Origin of the sequence: Pseudarthrobacter sp. P1 (assembly GCF_050156935.1) — a bacterium.
In the GTDB taxonomy this organism is placed as follows: Bacteria; Actinomycetota; Actinomycetes; order Actinomycetales; family Micrococcaceae; genus Specibacter.
In genome coordinates, this window is sequence record NZ_CP189584.1 from 2857844 (window position 1) to 2883037 (window position 25194).

The window sequence follows — 25194 nt, forward strand, 5'->3', positions numbered from 1 at the left end:
CAACTAATCCACTCCAGACTCGCAAGCTCGTCCGGAGCCTCTTGGATTACTTGCTTGCTACAACGTCCAGAACGATGGTTGCCGACACGTCGTCGTGCAGACGCACGATTGCGGTGTAGGAGCCGGTGCTCTTGATGTGTGCAGGCAGTTCAACCTTGCGCTTGTCAATGGTGCCCAGTCCTGCAGCCTCAACGGCGGCAGCAATGTCGGCAACCTTGACGGTGCCGAACAGGCGGCCGGTCTCGCCAGCCTTGACAACCAGCTTGACCGGCTTTGCGGTCAGAGCGGCGGCCTGGGTCTGAGCAGCCTCAACGGAAGCGTGCTCGCGAGCGGCGCGGGCAGCCTTGATGGACTCAACCTGCTTCTCGCCACCCTTCGTCCAGGTCAGGGCGAAGCCGCGGGGCAGAAGGTAGTTACGTGCGTAACCGTTCTTCACCTCAACAACGTCACCAGCAGTACCGAGACCGGTAACTTCGTGGGTCAAAATGAGCTTTGCCATGTGTTTTCTCTCCCTTAACCGCGGCCAGCGCCGGAGTAGGGCAGCAGTGCAACTTCGCGGGCATTCTTGATTGCCTGGGCGATCTTGCGCTGCTCCTGAACGGTGACACCCGTGACACGACGTGCACGGATCTTTCCACGGTCAGAGATGAACTTGCGCAGCAATGCTACGTCCTTGTAGTCGATGACGGTGATGTCAGCGGCCTTCAAGGGGTTGGACTTTGGTTTGGGCTTACGGAGTTCAGCCTTAGCCATCGTGGAGCTCCTTAATATCGTGGAGCCCGTGGATATTAATCCGCGGGATGGTGTGTGCACGGCGGTTGCCGCACAAATGATGTTTTTTAGAAGGGAGGCTCGGACGAATCCGGGCCGGCGCCCCAACCCTGCGAACCACCAGAGGGCGTTGCCCACGGGTCCTCTGCAGGGCTGGACTGGGTCTGGCCGCCGCCCCAACCGGAGTTTCCTCCGCCGGAGTTGCCACCGAAACCACCAGCATTGCCACCGGTGCCGCCGCCGAAGTTGCCGCCACCGCCGCCGCCGGAGCGGGGGGTGCGGTTGACCTTGGCGTTGGCGTAGCGCAGCGAGGGGCCGATCTCGTCGACCTCAAGCTCCATGACGGTGCGCTTTTCGCCTTCTTTGGTGTCATAGGTACGCGACTTGAGCCGGCCGGAGACGATGACGCGGGTTCCCTTGGTCAGGGACTCCGCCACGTTCTCGGCCGCTTCGCGCCAGATGGATGCGCGGAGGAACAGCGTTTCGCCGTCCTTCCACTCATTGGACTGGCGGTCAAAGGTGCGCGGGGTGGATGCGATGGTGAAATTCGCTACTGCTGAACCGCTCGGTGTGAACCGGAGTTCGGGGTCATTGGTGAGATTACCAATGACAGTGATAGTGGTTTCGCCTGCCATCTGCTCCTGCTTCCTTGTGTTCCTACGGGTGAAAGCTTCAGAAAGTTGTTGCCGAGATTACTCGGCAACAACCTTCTGGTCTTCCGGACGGATGATCTTGGTGCGCAGGATGGTCTCGTTCAGACCAAGCTGGCGGTCAAGCTCCTGGGCGGTAGCAGGCTCAGCGGTGAAGTTCACCACGGCGTAGATACCTTCGGACTTCTTCTTGATGTCGTAAGCCAGTCGGCGACGGCCCCAGATGTCAACCTTTTCGATGGTTCCACCATCGGTCGTGATGACGTTCAGGAACTTCTGAAGCGACGGCTCAACGGTACGCTCTTCGACATCGGGGTCGATGATTACCATCAATTCATAAGGACGCATATGTGAACCCACCTCCTTTGGGCTAAGCGGCTACGGTCTTTCCGTAACAGGAGGTTCATTTGCGGTGTCTGCGGACGGTGGACCGCAAAAGGAATCGCGGGCCGGTGCCAGCACAGACTTATCTATCTTACCGTATGGACGACGGCGGCCCGGGCGCGGGCCGCCGTCGCGGGCCGGGTGCCGTGCTGTTGCAGCTCCCGCCCATGCCTCCTCGCGGCTCAGCGATTGCGCCATCGCCGGACCAACGGCAGGACCAGCCACGTGCCAAGCCCCAGCGCAAACAGGCCTCCCGCGGTGGCAAATGCCAACTCCCCGGGGAAGACGGCTTCGGTCACGTACCAGACCGCAGAGGTGAGCGATACAAGCAGCAGGGCGAGCCCCGCGACGGCCTGCCGTGTCGCCGTTCGGATCAGCAGGCCCTTGTCATAGGGTTTTCCGCGCAGGCTATGGTAGGCGCTCTCCCCCAGCAGGAGCACCAGAGAGCCTCCGGCCGAGAGCAGGGACACCATGTATACCTCGTGGTCCACCGCCTGCAATTCAGCGAACCGTTCCGAGAAGGGGACGGTGAGCAGGAAAGCGAACAGTACCGTCACCCCGGGAACGATGGTCCGCAGCTCGCCCGAAAGTTCATCGAGCTGCCTGTCTTGGACCTCGGAGTCTTCATCGTCGTCCATCGACTCTTTATGGCAGACAACCAATCCCGCCGGTGCTGCATCCGGTTGGGGATCTGCCTGGACCGGATTCCCCTCATCCGAGGCTCGTTCGAGGCCGGCCGGAGGCCGCCGTATCCGTCCCGCGGACAGCGGCGTACTGTTTGTAGTATCGGCGGGGATCACTGTTGTCCAGCGCCATTGCGGGTCCATAATGGCCCGAAAAACACCCACACGATTGCGGGCCGGCCCCCATCGGCGTTGAGGCCAGACCGCCCGGGCGGGGGTTGAACAGCGCAGCCTTGGTGGACAGAGTGCACCTGCGGCAGGCGGCGCGGCACCAGGCGATTCGGGACGCATCCCGAGCAGCGAGCAGTATCGACAAAAGTGAGGTTGAGATGTCAGGTCTTATCCGCAAGAGCTTCGATTCACCCGAGGAGACCCGACCCTTCGAGGGAGACACCGGCCAGCTTCAGCTGGTGAACGTGGCGGACGGCGCTGTTGGCCGTGCGACCTTCCTGCCGGGCTGGCGGTGGTCGGAGCACGTGAAGCCGATCGCCAAGACGGACAGCTGCCAGGCCGCCCACATGGGCTATTTCATCTCCGGCCGGATGAACGTTGTCATGGACGACGGCGAAGAGGTCGAGTTCGGGCCCGGCGACTTCGGCATCATTGCACCCGGGCACGACGCCTGGATCGTCGGCGACGAACCCTGTGTCGTGATCGACTGGCAGGGATTCACCGACTACGCCAAGCGGTGATCCACCAGAGCCGGCCACCAGCATCCCGGCCCGTGGCATGACCGGGCCATGAACGATTCAACTCGCGCCCCACGCAGCCGCCGTGCCGTCCATGCCCGCCTGCGCTGGGCCGCCATGCTGGTGGCCGGCGTGGCGGCGGCCGCCCTGGCAGGTCTGGGCGGAGCGTGGCTCTACGCGCCGGCGGTGGGGTGGGCCGTGGCGGCGCTGATCTACAACGCCTGGGTGTGGCTGGCCATCGCCCGGATGGACAACACGGCGACGCAGGCACATGCGGTCCAGGAAGACCAGCGCCGGAGCACCTCGGATCTGTTGATCCTGGCAGCGGCGCTGGGTTCACTGGCCGCCGTCGTGCTGGTCATGGTGGGCGGTGCAGGTGCCACCGGTGGGCAGAAGTTCCTGCTGGCGGGCTTGGCTCTGGGCACCACGGCCATGTCCTGGCTGATGGTGCACACGCTCTTCACCCTGCGCTATGCGGAGGTCTACTACACCGGACCAGAGGTGGGCGGGATCAACTTCAACCAGGACGAGCTCCCGCAGTACACCGATTTCGCCTACATGTCCTTCAGCCTGGGCATGACCTACCAGGTCTCGGACACCAACATCGAGACGCGTGCCATGCGCTCGGCGGCGCTGCGGCACAGCCTGCTGGCGTTCGTCTTCGGCACGGGCATCCTGGCCACCACCATCAACCTGGTGGTCAGCCTGGCCCAGTAGGCCGGGCCGCCACGCTGGCGCAACCCTAGATGGTGACGTTCAGCGCCGCCGTGTAGCCCGCCCCGGCGGAACCGGACATCGTGGCCAGCTGGTAGATGCCGCCGTCGTCGCCGAAGACGTTGTCCTGCGCCAGCGGGGTGTTGGGGAAGTTCTGCGCGCTGCTCTCGTAGCCGGCCGTGGCGTACACCTCGTTGCAGGTGGCTTCGGTCATGGCGATCTGCGATGTCCGCAGGATCTGCCCGGCGCTGGTGGCGTTGGACATGTTCTCGAACACCTCGAAGTGGATGTGCGGCCAGCGGCCGTTGTAGGCGCCGGGGAAGATCGAGGTGAAGGTGACCTGGCCGGACTCGTCCGCTTCCTGGACGCCGCGCAGGAAATTCTCCCCGGGCAGGTCGTAGAGGGAGTATTCGCCGTCCTTGGTGGCATGCCAGAGGTACACGGCAGCCCCGGGGAGGTGTTTGCAGCCGTTGGCGTTGTCCAGCAGGTTCAGCGTGACGGTGAGCGGGACACCCTCCGCCTTGGTGCTTGAGGTGCCAAAACTGGCCGTGATGTCGCGGCGCACGACGCCGGAGGCGGTCAGCGCGTCGGGGCCGTTGGAGCCGTCGCCCGGATAGGGGCCGGCCGTCTCCTCGGGAGTGTCCACCGCGCCGCACTCGGCAATGGCGCGTGTGACGGTGGCCGACGCCGTGGTTCCGGCGGTGGCGCTGGCCGACGACGACGCCGTTGCCGCCGCCGTGCTGGAGCTCGCCGCCGTGCTGCCGGCGGGCGCACAGGCCGCCAGCGAGGCCGCGGCTCCGGCGCCCAGGAACAGGCCCAACGTCCGGCGCCGGGTCAGCAGCGTGTTCAGATCGAACTCAAGTCCGCGGTCATGGTTGGGGTGTGGTGAAGTGTTCATCCCCCAAGACAATCGGTGCCGCCTGTGCGCAGACTGTGCGACATCCGTTCCCCCGCTGTGTGTTGGCTGGATGCCGCGCCGCCCGGGTTTGGCTAGACAGCTGTGCGGAAAAACTCCTCGGTGGCACGGGCCAGGTGGGCCGGGTCCTTGACGCCGCAGAGTTCGCGGGCGGAGTGCATGGAGAGCAGCGGCACGCCCACGTCCACGGTGCGGATGCCCAGCCGGGTGGCCGTCAACGGGCCAATCGTGGATCCGCAGGGGACGTCGTTGTTGGAGACAAACTCCTGGTACGGAACGCCTGCGGCCGCGCAAAGCCGGGCCCAGACGGCCGCGCCTGTGGCGTCGGTGGCGTAGCGCTGGTTGGCGTTGATCTTCAGCAGCGGGCCGCCGTTGAGCACCGGCAGGTTGGCCGGATCGTGCCGGTCCGGGTAGTTCGGGTGGACGGCATGGCCGGCGTCGGCGGAGACGCAGAAGGACTTCGCAAAGGCCCGGCGCCGGTCGCTGTCCGAGGCACCCAGACCGTCGGAAATGCGCACCAGGATATCCTCCAGCAGCGGCCCACAGGCGCCGGAGCGGGAGGCGCTGCCCACCTCCTCGTGGTCAAAAGCGGCCAGCACGGAGATCGCGGGCAGGTTGCCGGGGCCCGCGGCCACGGCCAGCAGCGCCGCCAGCCCGGCGTGCACGGAGGACAGGTTGTCCAGCCGGCCGCAGGCGAAGAACTCCCCCGCCGCGCCAAAGACGGCGCCCGGCTGGGTATCGGCCACCACGATGTCGAAACCGCCCACCGATTCCGGCGCCACGCCGGCCCGGGTGGCCAGCAGGCCCAGCAGATCGGACTCCGCGGGGATGCCTTGGCCCCAGACCGGGTTCATGTGGTGCTGCTTGTCCAGCGTGAGCCCGTCATTCACCGCCCGGTCCAGGTGGATGGCCAGCTGCGGGAAGCGCAGCAGCGGACCGGTGGCCACCAGGGTTTCGGTGCCGTCCGTGGCGACCAGGCGGCCGGCGAGCTGCAGTTCGCGGTCCAGCCACGAGTTCAGCAGCGGCCCGCCATAGACCTCCACGCCGGCCTGCAGCCAGCCGAAGCGCCCGGTGGTGGGCTTGGGCTTGAGCTTGAAGGAGGGCGAATCCGTGTGGGCGCCCAGGATGTTGAACCCCGTGGTGGCGGTGGCCGATTCCGGCACGATCCAGGCGATGATCGCGCCGTCGCGGATGACGAAGTGCTTCCCCGCCCCGGCGGGCCATGCGGCGGATTCCTCCAGCCGGGTGAATCCGGCGTCGGCGAGCCGGCGGCCGGCCTCCGCTGCGGCGTGGAAGCTCGACGGCGATGCGCCCGCAAAGGCGGCCAGGTCCTGGATGTGCTCGGCAGTCATACACCGATTCAACCAGACGGGCGCGGCACGGGGGTTGAGCGGAGCGAAGCGAGGTTAGGGTGGCTGGCGAACGGGAGCCGAAATCCGGTGGGCCCGGGGGTGTCCCCGGGGCGCGCCGTCGGCCGCGGAGGCCTCGGCTTCGCTCGACCAGCGGTTCCGGTGGTTGAGCTTGCCGAAACCCGGCGGGTCAGAAGTCCGGGTTGCTGGGTGTGACCAGCCCCGTCTCGTAGGCGTAGACCACCGCCTGCACCCTGTCGCGCAGGTGCAGCTTGGTCAGGATCCGCCGCACATGCGTCTTGACCGTCGCCTCGGAGAGGAAGAGCTGGTGGGCGATCTCGGCGTTGGAGTGCCCCTGGGCCAGGGTCTCCAGGACCTCGAGCTCGCGGGGCGTGAGGTCCTCCAGCAGCGGGTCGCGGGGCACCGCCGGGCGTTCGGGCGAAGAGCGGACAAAGTTTTCCAGCAGCCGCTGCGTGATCCGCGGCGCCACGACGGCGTCGCCCGAGTTCACCAGCCGGATCGCCCGGACCAGCTCCTCGGGCGCCACGTCCTTGAGCAGGAAGGCGCTGGCGCCGGCCTGCAGGCCGGCAAAGGCGTACTCGTCCAGGTCGAAGGTGGTCAGGATGATGATCCGCGCCGCCGCACCGGCGGACGTGATGGTGCGGGTGGCCTGGATGCCGTCCATCACCGGCATGCGCACGTCCATCAACACCACGTCGGGCTGCAGCCGCTCCACCATCCGGACGGCTTCCGCACCGTCGGAGGCCTCCCCCACCACATCGATGTCGTCCTCGCCGTCGAGGATCAGGGCGAACCCCATCCGCAGCAGCGATTGGTCATCCACCAGCATGACCTTGATCCGGGTTTCGTCTACGGGCGGCGCGGTCATGTGGCGTCCTTTGCTGGTTCGGTGCTGGCTGTTGTCCGTGGGCACTGGGCCGCGGGGTTGAGGATAGCCTCCACCACCCAGCCGCCGTGCGGGCCGGGCCCGGCGGTGACGGTGCCGGCGTAGATGCCGGCCCGTTCCTTCATGCCCGGAATGCCCTGGCCCGTTCCCTGGGGCCGGGGCAGGAGATCGCCGGCCGCGGTACCGCGGCCGTCGTCGGCAATCCTGAGCACCACACGGCTGGTGCCGCCGGGCTGTTCGCGGTGCTCGATCTCCACGCCAACCCGGCCGGCGGAGCGGCCGTAGCGCAGCGCATTGGTCAGGGATTCCTGGAGGATCCGGTAGACGGTGAGGGCAAAGGCGGGATCGCGCGGCAGCGGCGGTCCGGTCTGGGTGAGGTGCAGCGGCAGCCCGGCGCGGCGGAAGCCGGCCAGCAGCGCGTCGATCCCGCCGCCGCCGGGCAACGGCTCAAGCGCGGCGTTCGCCAGGCTGCCCTCCTGGCGCAGCACGCCCAGCACGCGGCGCATGTCCGCCAGCGCCGTCCGGCCGGTGCGGGAGAGTTCCTCCAGCACTGTCCCGGCCCGGTCGGGGTCGCGTTTGACGACGACGGCGGCCCCGTCCGAGAGTGCCACCATCACCGTCAGGGAGTGGGCCACGACGTCGTGCATCTCGCGGGCGATCCGGTTCCGTTCCGCGACGGAGGCCAGCTTGGCGTTCCGCTCGGCCCAGGTGCGCAGCTGCGCCTCGTGGTCCCGGTTGCGGTGCACGCTGACGCCAATCCCGGTGGCCACCACGTTCGCCAGCACAATGACGACGGAGGAGATGATGCCCGTGGCCTTCTGGCCCGGCAGCCCGTCCGCCAGGGACTGCGCCGGCATCCGGAAGAAGAACAGCAAGATCACCACCAGCGGGACGCTGACCGCCCCGGCCATGGCAAAGCTCGGCACGACCCGGCGCTGGACGGCCACCGCATAGAGGGCAAACCACAGGCTCAGCGAGGCATTGCTGGAATAGGGCTCCACGGCCAGCAGGACGGTTTCGATGATGGCCAGGGCCACTGTCATCGCCACTGGCCGGTGCCGGCGGACCATCAGCAGCGCCGCGGAGAGCAGGATCAGGGCCGGATGGAGGTATTGGCCCGCGAGAAGGGGTGGCAGCGCGCTGGGCAGCGACACCAGCAGGTAGATGGCCGCTACGGACAAGTCCATGACGTGCGGGTGCTGGTGGAAATACCGCCGGAAAGGGCCCCGGCGGCGGGCGGAAAATTCCGCCGGAGAGAGGGCGGCAGGGGCAGTGGCCGTTCGTTCCACTGCCCCTGCCGGGTCTTGGGCGCGCATGCGCACGGATGGGCCCCTTTCGGCCAATTCGTCCGGTGCTAGACGTCGCGCTTCTTGAAGATGGCGACGGCGGGAACCAGGAACACCAGGATCCAGGCCAGGAAGATCAGCGCGCCCACGCCCGGGTCGATGAACCCATCCTTGTGGCCGATCTCCAGCATCCGGCCGCCGGCCACGCTGGGCACGTACTCGTTGACGTGCATCCAGAAGTCGCCGGGGATCAGGCCGGCCAGCTGGGTGGCGAAGGGCAGGACAAAGAAGAGCGCCACCAGCACCATGATGCCACCGGCCGGGTTCCGCAGCAGGGTCCCGAGGGACAGCCCGATGACGGCGACGCCGGCAACGTAGAGCCCGCCCAGGAAGATTCCGGACACCACGCCGTCGCGGTCAAAGCCCATGTGGATGCCGTAGCCGTTGAGGATGGGAATGGAGGCCAGGAAGGTGATGAACGAGGCTACCAGGGTGAGCAGATAGGAAACCACCACCAGCACAATGGCCTTGGCCCAGAAGGCCGGCAGGCGCTTGGGTACGGCGGTCAGCGTGGAGCGGATCATGCCGGTGGCAAACTCGGAGGCGACCAGCAGCACCGCCAGCGAACCCAGGACCAGGATGCCGATCTGCAGGCCCGCATTGGGGATGCCGTAGATGTTCAGTCCCTGGCCGGCCATGACGCTTTCGGCCTGGTCCAGGGTCATGGCCGGTGCGCCGGAGCCGGTCGCGGCCTCGGGCCTGCCGGCACCGAACTTCATGACCTGCTCGATGGCGGTGGCACGCAGCCAGGCCGCGAGGACGCCGACGCCGATGACGGCGAGGAAGGTGAACAGCACCAGGAGCTTGGTGGAGGTCAGTGAACGGAATTTGATCCATTCACTGCGCAGCACACCGGCAAAGGTGAGCCCATGGTTGCCGGCCCGGGACGAAGGGGCCTTGGAAATGGTCGATGCTGTTGAACTCATGGCCTTAGCGTCCTTCCGAGGTGGACAAGGCGGCTTCGGGCCCGGTCTCGGTGTGGGAGTGGTATTCAACTTCGTCCTTGGTCAGGTCGAAGTAGGCCTCTTCCAGCGAGGCGTTCAGCGGCGTCAGCTCGTAGATGAGCACCCCGTTGTCCAGGGCGATCTGCGCAATCTGGCGCGGATCCAGGCCCGAGACCTCCAGGGTTTCGTTCTCGCCGCTGTCCAGGGTGACCCCCTCGGCCGCCAGCAGGGCGCCGAGCTGGGGCAGCTGGGGCGTGCGCACGCGCGTTTTGGCCGCGGCCTTGCCGGCGATGATCGACTCGATGGGTGCGTCGGCGATGATCCGGCCACGGCCAATGACAATGAGGTGGTCCGCCGTTTGGGCCATTTCGCTCATCAGGTGGGACGAAAGGAAGATCGTCTTGCCCTCCGAGGCGAGGTACTTGGCCAGGTTGCGGACCCACAGGACGCCCTCGGGGTCCAGGCCGTTGACGGGCTCATCCAGGATCAGCGTCTGGGGATCCCCCAACAGTGCCGCCGCGATGCCCAGCCGCTGTCCCATGCCGAGCGAGAAGCCGCCGGCTTTCTTCTTCGCCACTGCGGCCAGGCCGGTCATTTCGATGACCTCGTTGACCCGCTTGGTGGGAATGTTGTGCGTTGCGGCCATCGCCAGCAGGTGGTTGTAGGCGCTGCGGCTGGTGTGCACGGCCTTGGCGTCGAGCAGGGCTCCCACCTGGTGCAGCGGATTGCGGTGCTCGGCAAAGTGCTTGCCGTTCACCGTCACGGTGCCCGCCGTCGGCCGGTCCAGGCCAACGATCATCCGCATGGTGGTGGATTTGCCGGCACCATTCGGCCCCAGGAAGCCTGTCACCTGGCCGGGTTTGACGGTGAAGCTGACGCCGTCGACGGCGCGCTTGCTCCCGTAGGTCTTGGCGAGGTTTACTGCCTCGATCATTGCTGGATCCCCTTTGTGCTCAATCCGACCCCGCTGCGCCGCCGGATGGCGGCAGCGGACCGGCCGCTACGCCCACGCTACGCAATGCGGTGCGCGAATTCGCCCACCGCAGGGATGATTCAGGGATCGTTCAGGGTAATCCCTAAGGAGTAGGCCGAAAATTCTTGGGCGTGTCAGAGGCGGCCGGTCAGCGGGAGCTGATGGAGGCGAATTTGCGGATGCACAGCGGGACAAAGACCACCAGCATCACCGCCGCCCCGATCAGCACCGTCCCCACGGCATGCTGGATGGGCCAGGCATCCGGAACCGGCGCGGACCCGAGGTTGCCGAACAGCGCCCTGGCCGCGTGGACCAGCGCGGAGACGGGATTCCAGTCGGCAAAGATCCGCAGCGGCGTGGGCAGGTTGGCGGACTGGACAAAGGCGTTGGAGATGAACGTGAGCGGGAACAGGATCATGAAGGAGGCGTTGTTGATCACCTCCGGCGTCTTGACGCTCATGCCCAGCAGCGCCATCACCCAGCTGAAGGCGTAGCTGAAGAGCAGCAGCAGGGCGACGCCGGCCAGGAAGGCGGGCGGTGAACTGTTTACCCGCCAGCCCACCAGCAGCCCCGTGGCCATCATGATCAGCATCGAAATCGCATTCAGCACCAGGTCCGAGTTGGTGCGGCCGACCAGCACGGCCGAGCCGGACATGGGCAGCGTCCGGAACCTGTCGATGATGCCGTCATTGAGGTCCTGGGCCATGGCCGCGCCGGAAAACGTGGAACCGAACACCACCGTCTGGGCGAAGATGCCGGCCATCAGGTACTGCGTGTAGTCGGTGCCCGCAACGGAGATGGAGCCGCCGTAGACCTGGGAGAAGAGCAGGACAAACATGATGGGCTGGAGCACTGCGAACACCAGCATGTCCGGGGATCGCTTCATCTTCAACAGGTTCCGTTTTGTCATCATCCAGCCGTCGGAGAACCACATGGCGACCGCGCCCGGTTCGGTGTAGTCCAGGGTTGCCGTGCTCACAATGCCTCCTCCAGTTCGTCCTCGGGGGCGCTTGCCACGGCCACGTGGCCGGTGAGTTTGAGGAACACGTCGTCGAGCGTGGGGCGGCGGATCCCGGCGTCGTGCAGGGCAACGCCGGCCCGCGTCACCTCCCCCAGCACCCCGTGCAGCGCTTCGGGGCCGTTGTCGACGCGCACCCCGAGCGAGCGCCCCTCCGAGGACCGGCTCACCTGGCCGGCGCCGAAGCGTTCCAGGATGGTCTGCACCGCCGCGGCGTCGCGGGCATGCACCAGCGTCACCTCCACCCGGTGCCCGCCGATCTGCGCCTTGAGCGCATCCGCGGTGCCGTCCGCGATGACCCTGCCGCCGTCGACCACGCTGATGTGGTCGGCCAGCTGGTCCGCCTCTTCCAGGTACTGGGTGGTCAGCAGCAGCGTGGTGCCATCGGCCACCAGGTTCTTGATGACGTCCCACATGGCCAGCCGGCTGCGCGGATCCAGCCCGGTGGTGGGCTCGTCCAGGAACAGCACCCGGGGCCGGATCACCAGGGCGCCGGCCAGGTCGATGCGCCGGCGCATGCCGCCGGAGAACCCCTTGACGGGCCGGTTTTGCGCCTCCGCCAGGTCGAAGAGTTCAATCAGCTCCCCCGCCCGCGCCCGGGCACGCCGGGTGCCCAGATGGTAGAGCCGGCCCACCATCTCCAGGTTTTCGAAGCCGGTAAGGTTCTCGTCCACGGCGGCATACTGGCCGGAGACGCCGATGATCCTCCGCACGGCCTTGGGGTCCTTGAGCACGTCAATGCCGTCAATCACGGCGGTGCCCGAATCCGGCCTGACCAGCGTCGCCAGGATCTTGACCACCGTGGTCTTGCCGGCGCCGTTGGGCCCGAGCAGCGCCTCCACGGTGCCCTCGGGCGCATGCAGGTCCAGCCCGTCCAGGGCGTGCACACGCCCTCCCTTGGCCCTGTAGGTCTTGACCAGGGAGCGCGCTTCAATGATGTCCATGGCTGCTGTCCATGTGCCGGTCCTCGCGTGGTGGGGTAGGCCACACCCTACGCCGGCGGCCCGCCCAGCGGAACCCTCGGGCCGGCGGCCTATGATGGGCTGATGCCCTCCCTCCTGCGGCCGCTGCGCCTTCCCCGCCGCCGGACACTCCAGCTCTCGGGCGCGTTTCTGGCCCTGGTGCTGGTGGGCGCTGCGGTGCTGCTGGCCACGGCCAACCGCCCGCTCTTTGGCGGGCTCGACACCGGGTGGGCCGCCGCGATGCTGGCCAACCGCACCCCCGGGCTGACGGCGGTGAACCTGGTGCTGAACTTCGTGGGCAACACCGGGATGGTCATCTACGGCGCCCTGCTCTTTGCCCTGCTGCTGCGCCGGAATCCCTCGTTGGCCCTGTACACCGCTGTGGCCAACCTGGGCGCCCTGGGCCTGACGCACCTCATCAAGTTTCTGGTGGCCCGCCCCCGGCCGGAGCACAGGCTGGTGTCGGTGGACTCCGGTGCATTCCCCTCGGGGCATACAAGCGCCACCGCCGCGGCGGTGGTCTGCACGGCTGTGCTCGTGAACCGGCTGTGGGTCTGGCTGTCCGGCACCTTGTTGGTGCTGGCCATGATGTGGAGCCGGACCTACCTGGGCGCGCACTGGCTCTCCGACACCGTGGCCGGGACGCTGCTGGGGGCCGGTCTGGCGCTGCTGTTCTGGGCGGCGGCGCAGGATCAATTCCTTGGGCGGCATGCTTTGGCCCCGGGGCTGGACGGGGGCAGCTAGCGCGGTTCCAGGTCCCGCTCGCCCGGCGCCCGTACGGGCGGGTCCGACGGCAGTTGGTCCACCGCCGGCAGCGGCCCGGCCGCCGGTGCGGTGAGGATGGAGGCGACAATGGCCACGCCAATGGCCGGCAGCGCCCAGCGGATGGTGACGTGGTCGCCCAGGAAGCCGAGGAACGGCGGGCCGGCCAAAAAGGCCACGTAGCCGATGGTGGACACCACCGAGACGCGGGCGGCCGCGCGGGCGGGATCGTCCGCCGCGGCGGACATGCCCATCGGGAAGCCCATCGCCGCGCCGGCGCCCCACAGCACGGCGCCCAGGCCGGCCAGCCATATGGATGGCGCGAGCACAAAGAGCAGCAACCCGGCCAATGCCGCCCCGAGGCTGGCGTACAGCACCCGGACGCGGCCAAACCTGTCGACCAACCGGCCGCCGGCAAAGCGGACGGTGGTCATCGACGCGACAAAGACGGCAAACATGATGGCCCCGTCGGACTCGCTGGTGTGCAGCCCGTCCACCGTAGCCTTGGCGATCCAGTCGTTGGCCGCACCTTCGGTCAGCGCGGCACCCAGCACCACCAGGCCCACCAGCAGCGTCCGGCCCTCGGTCCAGGCGCTGCGGCCCTTCGGCCCGGCCGCCGCGGCCGGGGGCATGGACGCGTGCGGCAGGAACAGCCGCGGCAGCGCCACCATGGACAGCACCACGACGGCGGCGATGGCCAGCAGGTGGACCGGCAGGCCCACGTCCACCGCGGACAGCCCGGCGCCCAAGAGAGCGCCGAGAAATGCTCCGCCGCTGAATCCGCCGTGGAACTGGGGCATCACCGTCCGGCGCAGCCGGCGCTCGACGTCGGCGCCCTCAATGTTCTGGGCCACGTCCCACAGGCCGAAACCCATGCCGAAGAAGAAGAGTCCGGCGGCCGTCGCCGGCACGGAGACGGACAACAGCCCCAAGGCAATGGCCACACCGGCCGCAGCGCAGAGGAACCCGCCGATCCGCACGGTCCACGCGGTGCCCGCCCGGGCCACCACCGTCCCGGCCAGCGGCAGCGCCAGCACCGAGCCGGCGGCTATGGTGAGCAGCAGCAGGCCCATTTCGACGGCGTCCAGCCCCAGGATCCGGCTTACTGCGGGAATCCGCGCCGCCCAGCTGGCAAACACCAGCCCGTTCAGGGCAAAGATGGCAAAGGTCGCCACCGCGGCCCGGCGGACGGTTGCTGGATTCACGCGGTGTTCCCCCTGTGGTTGGCCCCGCGGCGCCCCTTAGGCGCGCTGGGTTTCGGCCAGGCCCGGCACGTCCGCCACACTGTCCAGAATGTGGTGGTGCGGATGGCCGGCCATCTCGGCGCGGCCCAGTTTGCCGGTCAACACTCCCACGGAGATTGCCCCGGCATTGGTGGCCGCCTGGATATCAACCACGGTATCCCCTGCCGCCAGCACGCTGCGGACGTTGGCCACGCCAGTCTTTTCCATGGCGCGGTGGATCATGTACGGCGCCGGACGGCCGGCGGCCACCTCGGAGGTGGTGACCACCGCATCTACGGTGTGCTCGGGCCCGGCCCCCACGCTCCAGCCCAGGGACGCCAGCAGCGGATAGGCCACGCCGTCGTCGAACCCGGTGGTCAGGGCCACCTTGATGCCGCGGCCGCGCAGCACGGAGATGGCGTCCTCGACGCCGGACAGCGCCACGGGCGGCTGGGCCGCGTAGCGCTCGGCCAGGATGGCGCGGAAGCGCTCGAAGGCACCTGCCACCTGGTCCGGGGACGGCTCGAGGCCGCCCAACCGGGCCAGTGCCGCGATGGCGGTAACCTTGTCCACGCCCATCCAGTGCTGCAGATCGGCCTCGGCCACGGGGGCGCCCAGCTCTTCCACCGCATCCCGCAGGGCCAGGTAGACCTGGCCGTGGTCGTCAATGGTGGTTCCGGCCATGTCAAAGGCAGCGAGCTCAATCATGGGATTCTTCCTTACGTTCGGGGGTGCTTTGCACGCGGGCCATCTGGACCCGCTGGTGCACGGTGTTGTGGACCAAGAAGTTGGCCATTTCCGGCCGGTACCTGTCTTCGGCGAATTCCAGCTTCCGTCCGTCGATGGACTCCGTCACGCGGCGTTCGCGCAGCAGCGGGGCACCCTCGGGAATGCCCAGCAGTGCGGCATCGGTGGGGTCCGCTGCCACGGCGTCGATGATGTGCCGGGCGCTGTGCAGGTCCACGCCGGCGTCCAGCAGGTAACGGAAGGTGGAGCCCGAGTCCGTGTCGAAATCGAACAGCAGCCGGCCCACATCCGCCACGAAGTGGGAGCGCTCAACCAGAGTGGGTTCGCCGTCCAGGAGGCGCAACCGCAGCAGCGAGACCACCGGATCGGCCGGGTCGCAACCCAGCTGCGCGGCGATTTCCGCTCCGGCCGGGCGCCGGGCAATCTCCTGCGTCTGCTGGCCAGGCACCTTGCCCAGAGTCTGGGCCCAATCCGTGAAGGACAGGAACGTTTCCACGGACTGGGACACCACGGCCGAGCGGACCATCGGTGGACGTCCACGCCCGCCCACCACCAGCTGCTCAGCACGCAGCGCGGCCAGTGCCTGGCGGACCGGGCCGCGCGAGGCGCCGAACTCCCGGCAGAGTTCCGACTCGGAGGGGACCTGGGTTCCCTCCGGCCAGACTCCACTGGCAATCCGGGACCGGAATTCATCGCTGAGAAGCTGGTGCAGTGGGACGTTCATCACTTGAGCATACAAGTGGAAATCCGGCCAAAACACCCAAACGGCAGGGCCAAACCTGAACAAACGGTTAACAGACGGGGCCGAAAGCGAACCCTTTCTGAACTTGTATATACATCTGCCGTTTTGGCTTGATCCGGCACGTCCCGGCAGGGCACAGTCGGTGCCATGACCTCAACAATCCAACCTCTGCCGGAGTGCGACGTCCTGATCGTGGGCGCCGGCATCACCGGCCTGGCGCATGCCGCCGAGGCCGTCTCCCGCGGCCTGAGCGTGCACATCATTGATCGGGACTCCCATGCCGCCGGCGCCTCGGTGCGCAACTTCGGCCATGCCTGCGTCACCGCCCAGTCCGGCGATCTGCTCGAGCTGGCCCGCACGGCCCGCGAGGGCTGGCTGCGGCACAGCGCGCTGGCCGGCTTCTTCGCCGTCGAGTCCGGCGGCCTGGCCGTGGCGCGCAGCTCCGCCGAGCTGGCCGTGCTTGAGGAGTTGGCCGCGGCCCGGAGCGGCGAGGTGGAACTGCTGCCCGCCGCCGCGGTGCACCAGCGTCTGGGCGGCACGGGGGATCCCGCCATTGCCGGCGGCGCCCTGCTGCACAGCGACCTCCGCATGGACCCGCGCCAGGCGGTGGGCAGGCTGGCGCTCTGGCTGGCCACCCAGCCCGGCGTCACTTTCTCCTGGCGCACCGCCTACCAAGGTTCCGACGACGGCGTCGCCCGCACCTCCCGCGGCACCATCCGCGCCGCACACACCCTGGTCTGCGTGGGCCACGATCTGGACTACGTCTACCCGGAGCTGGCCGAGGAGTTCGAGGTCAAGCGCTGCGGACTCCAGATGGCCCTGGTGGAGGCGCCCGGCGGGCGGACCATCAACCAGGCCGTACTGTCGGGCACCTCGATGCTCCGCTACCCCGCCTTCGCCCAGACCGCCGCAGCTACGGCCCTGCGGGCGGACCTGGCCGAGCTCTCCCCCGAGCTGCTGGCCATCGACGCCAACCTGATGTTCACCCAGCGCCCGGACGGCAGCCTGCTGGTGGGCGACAGCCACGTCAGCGCCCCCACCCTTGACCCGTTCCTGGACGAACACACCTCCGCCACCTTGCTGGCGGCCACGGCCACGCTGCTGGGCACCGGCACGCTGGCCGTGCGCCAGCGCTGGCAGGGGATCTACGCTACCTCCGCCCGCCAGAGCTACCTCATTGCAAGCCCCCAGCCGGGCGTCACCGCCGTCACGGTCACCTCGGGGATCGGCATGACCATCTCCTTTGGCCTGGCCCGCAAGACCTTTGACCAGCTCTCCCGCTCCGACGCAGCACCGCTGCAGACCTCCCGCTAGAAGGAATCCCCATGAAGACACCTCCCCGCTTCCTTTCCCTGCTCGCGGCTACCGCCGCCGGCGCCATCCTGCTCACCGGCTGCGGCGGCACCGCCACCGGATCCGCAACCACCGGCGCCAGCACCGGCGCAGCCTCCTCCGATACCGTCACGATCTACAGCGCCGATGGACTCGCCGATTGGTACAAGCCCACGTTTGACGCCTTCACCAAGGAAACCGGCATCAAGGTCGACTACGTCGAGGCCGGTTCCGGCGAGGTGGTCTCCCGCGCCGAGAAGGAGAAGTCCAACCCGCAGGCCGATCTCCTGGTCACCCTGCCGCCCTTCATCCAGAAGGCGGAACAGAGTGGCCTGCTGCAGAAGAGCGGAGTCGACCTTTCGGCCATCCCGGCCAAGGACAAGGCCGCCGACGGCGAGTACGTCTCGCTGGTCAACAACTACGCCGCCATGATCCGCAACACCACCGCCACCCCCAAGCCGGAGGCCTGGACGGACCTGCTCGCCGATTCCCAGCAGGGCAAGATCCAGTACTCCACCCCCGGTCAGGCCGGCGACGGCACGGCCATGCTGATCCTGCTGCAGAAGGTCTACGGCAAGGACGGTGCCATGGACTACCTGAAGAAGCTGCAGAAGAACAACGTCGGCCCGAGTGCCTCGACCGGAAAGCTGGGCCCGAAGGTCTCCAAGGGCGAACTCACCGTGGCCAACAGCGATGTCCAGATGGCACTGGCCTCGATCCAGAACTCCAAGAGCGCCTTTGAGGTCTTCTTCCCCACCAACGACGCCGGCAAGCGCACCACCGTGGCCCTGCCGTATGTGATGGGACTTGCGGCACAGGCACCGCACAAGGCCGGCGCCGAGAAGCTCATGGCCTACCTGCTCTCCACGGACGTCCAGTCCACCGTGTCCTCCGCGGCCCTGGGCCTGCCGGTGCGCAGCGACGTCACCCCCAGCGACGCCAACTTCACCGCCCTGACCAAGCTGATGGACGGTGTCGAGGTCTACCAGCCCGTCTGGGATGACGTGCTGTCCAACCTGGACACCGACATCGCCGCGTACAACGCCGCCACCGGCCAGTAGGACACCGGTGGCCTGCGGACCCGCAGGCCACCGGCAATACCCCGGCCACCAAGCCACCTGAACCCCACCGGACCCACCCGCAATGAAGGAACACCCATGACAACCGCACCCGCCCCCACGGCCGTGCCCGTGCACACCGCGAGCGCCGCGGCGTCTTTCCCGAACGGGAACGGTCCAGACCACGCCCGTCCGGCCGCCGTCGAGCTGCGCAATGTCAGCGTCCGCTACCAAAAGACCACGGCGCTGGCTGATTTCTCGCTGCGGGTGGAGCGTGGGGAAACGGTGGCCTTGCTGGGGCCTTCGGGCTCCGGCAAGTCCACCGCGCTGAAAGCGATTGCCGGCTTCGAGCAGACATGCGCGGGCACAGTGCTTCTCGATGGCAAGGACGTGGGCGGGATCTCGCCGGCCCAGCGTGGCCTGGGTGTGGTGGTGCAGTCCTACGCCCTGTTCCCGCACATGCGGGTGGACGCCAACGTGGCGTACGGCCTCAAGGCGCGCCGGATGCCGCGGGCGCAGATCGCCGAGCGGGTTGCCCAGATGCTTGCCATGGTGGGCATGTCCGCCCACGCCCACAAATATCCCCGCCAGCTCTCCGGCGGGCAGCAGCAGCGCATTGCCATTGCCCGCGCCCTGGCCATCAAGCCCTCCGTGCTTCTGCTGGACGAGCCACTGTCCGCACTGGATGCCCAGCTGCGGGCCGAAATGCTGCTGGAGCTCGCCGCCCTGCGCGCCGAGCTGCCGGAGATCGCCATGGTCTACGTGACGCATGACCAGTCCGAGGCGCTGACTCTGGCGGACCGGATTGCCGTCATGCGCAACAGCCGGCTGGAGGAGATCGGCACGGCGGACCAGCTCTACAACCGCCCCGCCAGCTCCTTCACCGCCAGCTTCCTGGGCGGTGCGGCATTGCTGCCGGCCGTGGTCCAGACGCCGCCGTCGGAGTCCGGCTCGCTGGTCACTGTGGCCGCGGGGCCCCACATGCTCCGGGCTGTGGCGCACCACGCCGCCGGCTTGGGCGAGGTGGTCAATGTGGCCGTGCGCCCGCATGCCTGGCGGGTGGGCCCCGGACAGCCTCTGTCCGACGGCGGGCCGGACAGCACACTGCTGGGCACCAACACTCTTCCGGCCCGGGTTGATTCCGTGCAGTGGCGCGGCGCAGGCTCGCGGCTGCAGGCCGACCTTCTGGGCACCGGACAGCGCGTCACGGTGGACATTCCGCCGCTGGCGCACGTCCCCATACCCGGCGACCTCGTGGTGCTGAGCGTCGATCCGCACAACGCCGTGCTGGTTCCGGCCGAGGGTGCCGCATGAGCGCCCTGATCCTGGACGCGGCGCCGGGTGCAGAACCGGGCACCGGCCCGGCGCACCGGACGCGGCGCGGCCGCAGGACCCGTCCGCCGGCGCGGACACTGCGGGCCTGGCTCTGGATGGCACCGCCGCTGGCCTTTGTGGGCATGTTCTTCCTCTACCCGCTCCTGCAGGTGGCCGCCCAGTCCTTCCTCACCAAGGCGGGCGCTCCCGCCGGGCTGGTCAACTGGGCCACGCAGCTGGGCAGCCCGGCGGTGCACAACGCCATCGGCACCACGTTGAAGATCGCCGGGCTGTCGACGCTGGGCGCCGTCATCGTGGGCACCTTCCTGGCGCTGGCGCTGGCCTTTGTGCCCTTCCGCGGGGCGGGCTTCCTGACCCGGCTGATCGAGACGGTGGTGTCCTTTCCGTCCTTCCTGATCCCGCTGGCCTTCGGCATCCTCTATGGCCGCACCGGTGTGGTGAACTCGGTGCTGGAATCGGTGCTCCCCGGTGGTCCGGTGCTCAACTTCGTCAACGACGTCCCCGGGGTGGTGCTCGCGGAAATTGCCTTCTACACACCGTTTGTGGTGCGCCCGCTGCTGGCGGTCTTCTCGCAGCTGCCGCGGGACCTCATCGACGTTGCCGGCTCGCTGGGCAGCGGACCGCTGGCCATTGTCCGCACGATCATCTTCCCCGCCCTGGCCGCGGCAACGGGCCTGACGTTCCTGCTGACCATGAACGAGTTCGGCATCATCCTCTTCACCGGTGCCAAGGGCGTGATGACGCTGCCGATGATGATCTACGCCAAGAGCATCGTCACCTTTGACTTCCCCGCCGCGGCGGTGGTCGCCTGCCTGCAGGTGGCCCTGTCCCTGTCCGTCTACGCCGCCTACCGCGCGGCCGTCAAGAAGCTCTCCGGAGACCGCCATGCTGCTGCACACTAAAACCGCCAAAGCCACCGTCTGGGCGCTTGTGGCCATCACCGTGGCACTGCTGATTGGCGCACCGCTGGTGGTGACGGTGCTGGCCGCCTTTGCCGGCAGCTGGAACTCGGCGCTTCCCTCGGACCCCACGCTCGAGCATGTGGCCGGCGCCTTCGCGCAGGACAATCTGGCCAGTCTGCTGGTGAGCCTGCAGACGGCCACGCTGGCCAGCCTTACCGCCGTCGTGGTCGGCACATGGGCCGCCCTTGCCGCCGCCTCGGCACCGATCCGGGTGGCCAAGGTGGCCGACGCCGTTTTCCACCTGCCCGCGGCCGTGCCGTCCGTCGTCGTCGGCCTGAGCCTGCTCAGCGCCTTCTCCAAGGCCCCGCTGCTGCTCAACGGAACCGTGGCCATCGTGGTGCTGGCCCAGACGCTGCTGGTGCTGGCATTCGCCTACAACACCGTCTCCGCCGCGGCGGCCGGCGCGGATCCGCTGCTGCCGCTGGCGGCCTCCAGCCTGGGTGCGGGGCGGTTGCGCGTGCTGTTGACCGTCCGGCTGCCCGTGCTGCTGCCCTCCATTGCGGCGGCCACGGGGCTGGCGCTGGCGCTGTGCATGGGCGAGCTCGGCGCTACGGTAATGGTCTATCCGGCCAGCTGGCGCACGCTGCCGGTGACCATCTTTGCCCTGGTGGACCGCGGCTCACTGTTCGACGCCGCGGCCAACACCCTGGTGCTCATGGCCGTGACGGTGGCCGTGCTGGCCGCCATCGCTGCCTTCCGCGGCAAGGCCCGCGTCCGCTGACGTTCTCCCCCTCTCCAACCCGACAAGAACCTGAAACGGACCACCATGAAAAATGAAAGAGACCGCAGAGCACTGTTGTGGCGACGGCCGGTGGTGGTCATTGCCACCGTTACCGCCCTGGCCCTTGGCGGCGCCGCGGCCACGGCCGCCATCGCCCTGAACCAACATGCCGGCCCGCAGGCCGACGGAACGGCCTTCACCCCCATCGGCTGGAAGGTAACACCGGCAGGCGACCAAAAGCCCGCCGGATTCTTCCCGGCCAATGCCGTGCTGTCGCCCAACGGCAAGGTTTTGTTGGTGCCCAACATCGTGAAGAATTCCAACAACAAGCAAACCGTCCAGGTCATCGAAGCCAGGGACGGAGACGTGCTCCAGGAGCTTGAACTGGACAACGCCAACACCACCGTTCCGCAGGGCGTCGCACCGGGCCTGGTATTCAGCCACGACGGCAAGCATGTCTACCTGGCGACGGCCAACAAGGATGCCATCCTGGTCCTGGATTGGGATGCGGCCGGCCAAAAGCTGTCCATCAACCGCTCGCTCAAGCTGCCGGCTGGAAGCTACCCGCAGACCGTTGCCATTTCCACCGATGACGCCACGGTGTACGCCACCGGGCAGCTCTCCCGGAAGCTGATCGCCGTCGACGTCGCCACGGGCCAGACCGCCAGCAAGCCGGTGGGCTCCTACCCCTACGGCGTGGTCCTCTCCCCCGATGGCAAAACCGCCTACGTCAGCAACCAGGGCGGCAACACATTGTCGGTGTTCTCGGTTGACGGACTGACCCTCACGGCCGGACCGGACATCACCGTGGGCACGCACCCGAATGCCCTGCTCGTAGACAAGACCGCCAACCGGCTCTTCGTGTCCAACGGGGACAGCGACAACGTCTCTGTTGTCGACCCCACCACCAACACCGTCTCCGCCACCATTTCGGTGGCACCGTACAAGGACGCGCCCGGTGGAACCCAGCCCACCAATCTGGCCCTGTCGGCAGATGCCAAAACGCTGTACGTGACGGCCGCCGGCAACAATGACGTCACAGTGGTGGATCTGTCCGATAAGAAGAACCTCGGCACGGTTACGGGTCTCATCCCCACCGGCTGGTACCCCACGGGAGTCCAGCCGAGCAGCGACGGCAAGAAGCTGCTCATCACCAGCGCGAAGGGCCTGGGAACCGGCCCGAACAAGGGCACCGACCCGACCAACCCCAACAACCACCCCTACATTGAACGGCAGCTCAAAGGCTACGTCTCGCTGGTGGATGTGCCCAACAAGGGCCAGCTGGCCAAATACACCGACCAGGTCCGTTCCAACAACGGCTTCCCGCAGTCCGGCAATGGCAATGGCAATGGCCAAGATGGGCAGCACGGGAACAACGGCAACAATGGCGACCAGCAGTCGCAGGTTGTCCCCCGCCGCCCGGGAGACCCGTCGCCGATCAAGCACGTCATCTACGTGGTCAAGGAAAACCGAACCTACGACCAGGTCTTCGGCGACATGGGCAAGGCCAACGGCGATCCGTCGCTGGCCATCTTCGGCAAGGACGTCACCCCCAACCACCACAAGCTGGCCGACCAGTTCGTGACATTGGACAACTTCTACGCCAACGGCGAGGTCAGCCAAAATGGCTGGCAGTGGGCCACCCAGGCCAGCTCCAATGCCTACAATGAAACCGCCACGGCACAGGGCTACGCTGGAAACGGCTCCCAGTACGACTCCGAGGGCTACCACCCGGACATTGCCGCCGCCGGCCCGGACCCGGCACACGCCTACCTCTGGGACAAACTGGCCCAGAACAACATTTCTTTCCGCAACTACGGCCAATTTGTCGTGCCGTCGGGCTACATCGGCGCCAGCGAGCCGGTCAAATGCGCGGCTGGAAGTTTCTGCGCGCACGACCCCCTGCTGGATGCCAACACCGCACACAACTTCCCGTGGTTCGACATGGGCGTCAGCGACCAGCACCGCTTCCACCTCTGGAACGCCGAGTTCGCTCAGTACCAGGCAAAGGGCAACCTGCCGGCCATGCAATTCATTGACCTGCCCCGCGACCACACCGCCGGCGGCGGTACGGCCAAGCAGTTGGTGGCCGACAATGACCTGGCCCTGGGCAAGATCGTTGACACCGTGTCGCATTCCCAGTTCTGGAAGGACACGGCCATCTTTGTGGTCGAGGACGACGCCCAGAACGGGCCGGACCACGTGGACGCCCACCGGACGGTTGCCGAGGTCATCAGCCCCTACACCCAGACCGGTTCCGTGGACTCCCACTTCTACAGCCAGGTCTCCGCGCTGCGGACCATGGAGCTCTTCCTCGGCGTCAGCCCCATGTCCCAGTACGATGCCGCTGCGCTGCCCATGATCTACTCGTTCACCAACAAGCCCAACTTCGCCCCCTACGACGCCGTTTCGGCCCCGACGGTGGCCGCCTCCATGTCCAGCACAGTGGTCAAGCCGGGGCAGCAGGTCACGGTCAACGGCATGGTGTCCAACACGGGCACCGGCGCTCTGACAGGTGTCGAGGCGACGCTCAAGGCTCCGGACGGGTGGACCGTCGCATCCTCCTCGGGCACCAAGCCGGACTCCATCGCCGCGGGAGCCAGCGCCAAGGCAACCTGGACCCTCAACGTCCCGGCAACTGCCGCCACCGGGCAGCAGCTGCTGACCGTCCAGGCCAGCTATTCCATCAACGGCCGCATGAACGCTTCGCAGCAGGCGACCATTGCCGCCGTCGTCCCTGACCCGCGCACCGCCACCATTGCGCAGGCGTTCGTGGCCAACTACTCAAGCAACACGGTTTCAGCGGTGGATCTGACCACCGGGAAATCGATGGCCGAAATCCCCGTCGGCGCCGCGCCGGGTGCGCTGGTCGTGACCCCGGACAAGACCAAGGTGTTTGTCGCCAACCAGAATGCCAACAGCATCACGGAAATCGACGTCGCCTCCGATGCCGTGCTGGCCACCATCCCCACGGGCAAGGTGCCAGACGGGCTGGCCGTGAGCCCGGACAGCAAGACGCTGTGGGTCACCGACAACGGCGAGAAGGCCGTCCAGTCGATCGACATCGCCACGGCCACCGCATCGGCGCCCATTGCGGTGGGCAACGGCCCCGGCGCTGTCGCCATCAGCCCCGATGGCGCCACCGTCTACGTGGGCAGCTCCACGGACCACACCATCACACCCATCAGCACGGGAACCAGGACCGTGGGCACGCCCATCAACGTGGGCATGCGGACCTCCGGGCTGACCATGACGCACGACGGCGCCGCCCTCCTGGTGCGCGACGGCGGCACGGACACGGTGAGCCGGCTGGATCTGGCCAGCCAGGCCATGGGCCCTGCCATCCATGCGGGAAAGTCCACCTTTGACCAGGCCCTCTCCCCCGACGGCAACACCTTGTACCTGGCGGATTCGGGCAGCAACACCGTGACGCCTGTAGACCTGGCCACCGGTACGGCGAAGCCGGCCCTGACGGCGGGCGCCACCGTGACGAGCGTGGCCGTCTCCCCGGATGGAAGCATGGTCTACGCGACAGCCGCCGGGACCAACCAACTGATCCCGATCTCGGTGGCCACCGGCCAGGCATCCGAGCCCGTCAAGGTGGGCAGTTTCCCGACCGCCGTGGTCTACGCGGCACCCGTGGGTGGGGCGGCTGCCACGGTGGCCGCACCGGCCGCACCCGTGACCCAGTCCAGCCCCAGCCTGCTGCCGGCAGTGAACAGGTCCCTGGTCATGAGCCAGGCCGATATGTCAGGGCATCCCGACGCGGCCGGTGCTGACTCGCTGAACGAGGAACTGTGGAAGGCCGTCCGCGGCCAGGACAGCCAGATGCCCGCACCGCAGCACAACCTCTACGGCAACCTGCAGACCGTTGACGCGGACGGGTACCTGATCGAGGAGCGCGAATAGGCAAAAAGTGCCCGGAAGCAGCAAAACCACTGCTTCCGGGCACTTTTGGTGCCACCTCGCGGCAGCCCGCACCTGCGGCGGACGCCGAGCGTGCGGG

The 25194-nt window shown here is 67.7% G+C and carries 24 protein-coding genes and 1 pseudogene; 9 read left to right on the plus strand and 16 right to left on the minus strand.

The genetic code is table 11. The annotated features are described in order from the left end of the window. Positions 1-46: 46 nt before the first annotated feature. From rplI to ACQCSX_RS13535, 5 genes are all read right to left on the minus strand, one after another. The gene (rplI, locus tag ACQCSX_RS13515; protein ID WP_427015823.1) at positions 47-499 is read right to left on the minus strand and encodes a 50S ribosomal protein L9; all 453 of its coding nucleotides are present in this window, start codon (positions 497-499) and stop codon (positions 47-49) included. 14 nt (positions 500-513) lie between these two features. Further along, complete coding sequence (rpsR, locus tag ACQCSX_RS13520) at positions 514-753, minus strand: 30S ribosomal protein S18 (RefSeq protein ID WP_003800144.1); 240 nt, start codon at positions 751-753, stop codon at positions 514-516. Positions 754-839: 86 nt separating this feature from the next. Continuing rightward, entirely contained in the window at positions 840-1406 is a 567-nt protein-coding gene (locus tag ACQCSX_RS13525) for a single-stranded DNA-binding protein (RefSeq protein ID WP_427015824.1), read from the minus strand. A 57-nt stretch (positions 1407-1463) separates the two neighbouring features. Then, positions 1464-1769, minus strand: a complete 306-nt coding sequence (rpsF, locus tag ACQCSX_RS13530) for a 30S ribosomal protein S6 (RefSeq protein WP_026556325.1) — start codon at positions 1767-1769, stop codon at positions 1464-1466. 218 nt (positions 1770-1987) lie between these two features. Further along, positions 1988-2443 carry a DUF6328 family protein gene (locus ACQCSX_RS13535; protein ID WP_427015825.1) on the minus strand — a complete coding sequence of 152 codons (456 nt, stop codon included), beginning with the start codon at positions 2441-2443 and terminating at the stop codon, positions 1988-1990. Positions 2444-2817: 374 nt separating this feature from the next. Here ACQCSX_RS13535 and ACQCSX_RS13540 point away from each other — a divergent pair, with 374 nt between their 5' ends. Together ACQCSX_RS13540 and ACQCSX_RS13545 are read left to right on the plus strand one after the other, a co-directional pair. Beyond that, a complete protein-coding gene (locus tag ACQCSX_RS13540) occupies positions 2818-3180 on the plus strand; it encodes a cupin domain-containing protein (RefSeq protein WP_427015826.1) in 363 nt (120 codons plus the stop codon). 48 nt (positions 3181-3228) lie between these two features. Next, a complete protein-coding gene (locus tag ACQCSX_RS13545; RefSeq protein WP_427015827.1) occupies positions 3229-3894 on the plus strand; it encodes a DUF1345 domain-containing protein in 666 nt (221 codons plus the stop codon). A 25-nt stretch (positions 3895-3919) separates the two neighbouring features. Here ACQCSX_RS13545 and ACQCSX_RS13550 read toward each other — a convergent pair whose 3' ends face one another. The 8 genes from ACQCSX_RS13550 to ACQCSX_RS13585 all read right to left on the minus strand — a co-directional run bounded on the left by ACQCSX_RS13550 (position 3920) and on the right by ACQCSX_RS13585 (position 12288). Beyond that, the gene (locus ACQCSX_RS13550; protein WP_427015828.1) at positions 3920-4789 is read right to left on the minus strand and encodes an intradiol ring-cleavage dioxygenase; all 870 of its coding nucleotides are present in this window, start codon (positions 4787-4789) and stop codon (positions 3920-3922) included. A 92-nt stretch (positions 4790-4881) separates the two neighbouring features. After that, entirely contained in the window at positions 4882-6159 is a 1278-nt protein-coding gene (locus ACQCSX_RS13555) for a M18 family aminopeptidase (protein WP_427015829.1), read from the minus strand. 187 nt (positions 6160-6346) lie between these two features. After that, complete coding sequence (locus tag ACQCSX_RS13560; RefSeq protein ID WP_427015830.1) at positions 6347-7045, minus strand: response regulator; 699 nt, start codon at positions 7043-7045, stop codon at positions 6347-6349. After that, the gene (locus ACQCSX_RS13565; protein WP_427015831.1) at positions 7042-8250 is read right to left on the minus strand and encodes a sensor histidine kinase; all 1209 of its coding nucleotides are present in this window, start codon (positions 8248-8250) and stop codon (positions 7042-7044) included. Before ACQCSX_RS13565 ends, ACQCSX_RS13560 begins: the two co-directional genes overlap by 4 nt. A gap of 167 nt (positions 8251-8417) precedes the next feature. Then, positions 8418-9335, minus strand: coding sequence for an ABC transporter permease (locus tag ACQCSX_RS13570; protein WP_427015832.1), 918 nt, complete (start codon positions 9333-9335; stop codon positions 8418-8420). Between the two features lie 4 nt (positions 9336-9339). After that, positions 9340-10287, minus strand: coding sequence for an ABC transporter ATP-binding protein (locus tag ACQCSX_RS13575; protein ID WP_427015833.1), 948 nt, complete (start codon positions 10285-10287; stop codon positions 9340-9342). A 187-nt stretch (positions 10288-10474) separates the two neighbouring features. Continuing rightward, positions 10475-11260: an ABC transporter permease gene (locus ACQCSX_RS13580; RefSeq protein WP_427019051.1), complete on the minus strand. Its 786-nt coding sequence runs from the start codon at positions 11258-11260 to the stop codon at positions 10475-10477. A 41-nt stretch (positions 11261-11301) separates the two neighbouring features. Continuing rightward, the gene (locus tag ACQCSX_RS13585; RefSeq protein ID WP_427015834.1) at positions 11302-12288 is read right to left on the minus strand and encodes an ATP-binding cassette domain-containing protein; all 987 of its coding nucleotides are present in this window, start codon (positions 12286-12288) and stop codon (positions 11302-11304) included. Between the two features lie 102 nt (positions 12289-12390). On the opposite strand from ACQCSX_RS13585, the gene ACQCSX_RS13590 reads away from it, so the two are divergent. Then, positions 12391-13050, plus strand: a complete 660-nt coding sequence (locus ACQCSX_RS13590; protein WP_427015835.1) for a phosphatase PAP2 family protein — start codon at positions 12391-12393, stop codon at positions 13048-13050. Here the strand turns inward: ACQCSX_RS13590 and ACQCSX_RS13595 are convergent. Genes ACQCSX_RS13595 through ACQCSX_RS13605 form a run of 3 tightly spaced genes read right to left on the minus strand, consistent with a single transcriptional unit; the run spans position 13047 to position 15762 of the window. Further along, the gene (locus tag ACQCSX_RS13595; RefSeq protein WP_427015836.1) at positions 13047-14273 is read right to left on the minus strand and encodes an MFS transporter; all 1227 of its coding nucleotides are present in this window, start codon (positions 14271-14273) and stop codon (positions 13047-13049) included. The two genes, ACQCSX_RS13590 and ACQCSX_RS13595, sit on opposite strands and share 4 nt — an antisense overlap. A 36-nt stretch (positions 14274-14309) precedes the next feature. After that, positions 14310-14999, minus strand: a complete 690-nt coding sequence (locus ACQCSX_RS13600; RefSeq protein WP_427015837.1) for a phosphonatase-like hydrolase — start codon at positions 14997-14999, stop codon at positions 14310-14312. Further along, positions 14992-15762, minus strand: coding sequence for a GntR family transcriptional regulator (locus tag ACQCSX_RS13605; protein ID WP_427015838.1), 771 nt, complete (start codon positions 15760-15762; stop codon positions 14992-14994). Before ACQCSX_RS13605 ends, ACQCSX_RS13600 begins: the two co-directional genes overlap by 8 nt. A 159-nt stretch (positions 15763-15921) precedes the next feature. Between ACQCSX_RS13605 and ACQCSX_RS13610 the strand changes: the two are divergent. The 6 genes and pseudogenes from ACQCSX_RS13610 to ACQCSX_RS13635 form a co-directional block, all read left to right on the plus strand. Next, positions 15922-17094 (plus strand): annotated as a pseudogene (locus ACQCSX_RS13610) (TIGR03364 family FAD-dependent oxidoreductase); the annotation flags it as partial. Positions 17095-17105: 11 nt separating this feature from the next. After that, the gene (locus tag ACQCSX_RS13615) at positions 17106-18173 is read left to right on the plus strand and encodes a 2-aminoethylphosphonate ABC transporter substrate-binding protein (protein WP_427015839.1); all 1068 of its coding nucleotides are present in this window, start codon (positions 17106-17108) and stop codon (positions 18171-18173) included. Positions 18174-18269: 96 nt separating this feature from the next. Further along, positions 18270-19484, plus strand: coding sequence for an ABC transporter ATP-binding protein (locus ACQCSX_RS13620; protein ID WP_427015840.1), 1215 nt, complete (start codon positions 18270-18272; stop codon positions 19482-19484). After that, a complete protein-coding gene (locus ACQCSX_RS13625) occupies positions 19481-20407 on the plus strand; it encodes a 2-aminoethylphosphonate ABC transporter permease subunit (protein WP_427015841.1) in 927 nt (308 codons plus the stop codon). The genes ACQCSX_RS13620 and ACQCSX_RS13625 overlap by 4 nt, the downstream gene beginning before the upstream one ends. After that, on the plus strand, positions 20391-21188 hold the full coding sequence (locus ACQCSX_RS13630; protein ID WP_427015842.1) for an ABC transporter permease: 798 nt from the start codon (positions 20391-20393) through the stop codon (positions 21186-21188). Before ACQCSX_RS13625 ends, ACQCSX_RS13630 begins: the two co-directional genes overlap by 17 nt. 45 nt (positions 21189-21233) lie before the next feature. Further along, positions 21234-25097 carry a beta-propeller fold lactonase family protein gene (locus ACQCSX_RS13635; protein ID WP_427015843.1) on the plus strand — a complete coding sequence of 1288 codons (3864 nt, stop codon included), beginning with the start codon at positions 21234-21236 and terminating at the stop codon, positions 25095-25097. The last annotated feature ends 97 nt before the right edge of the window (positions 25098-25194 follow it).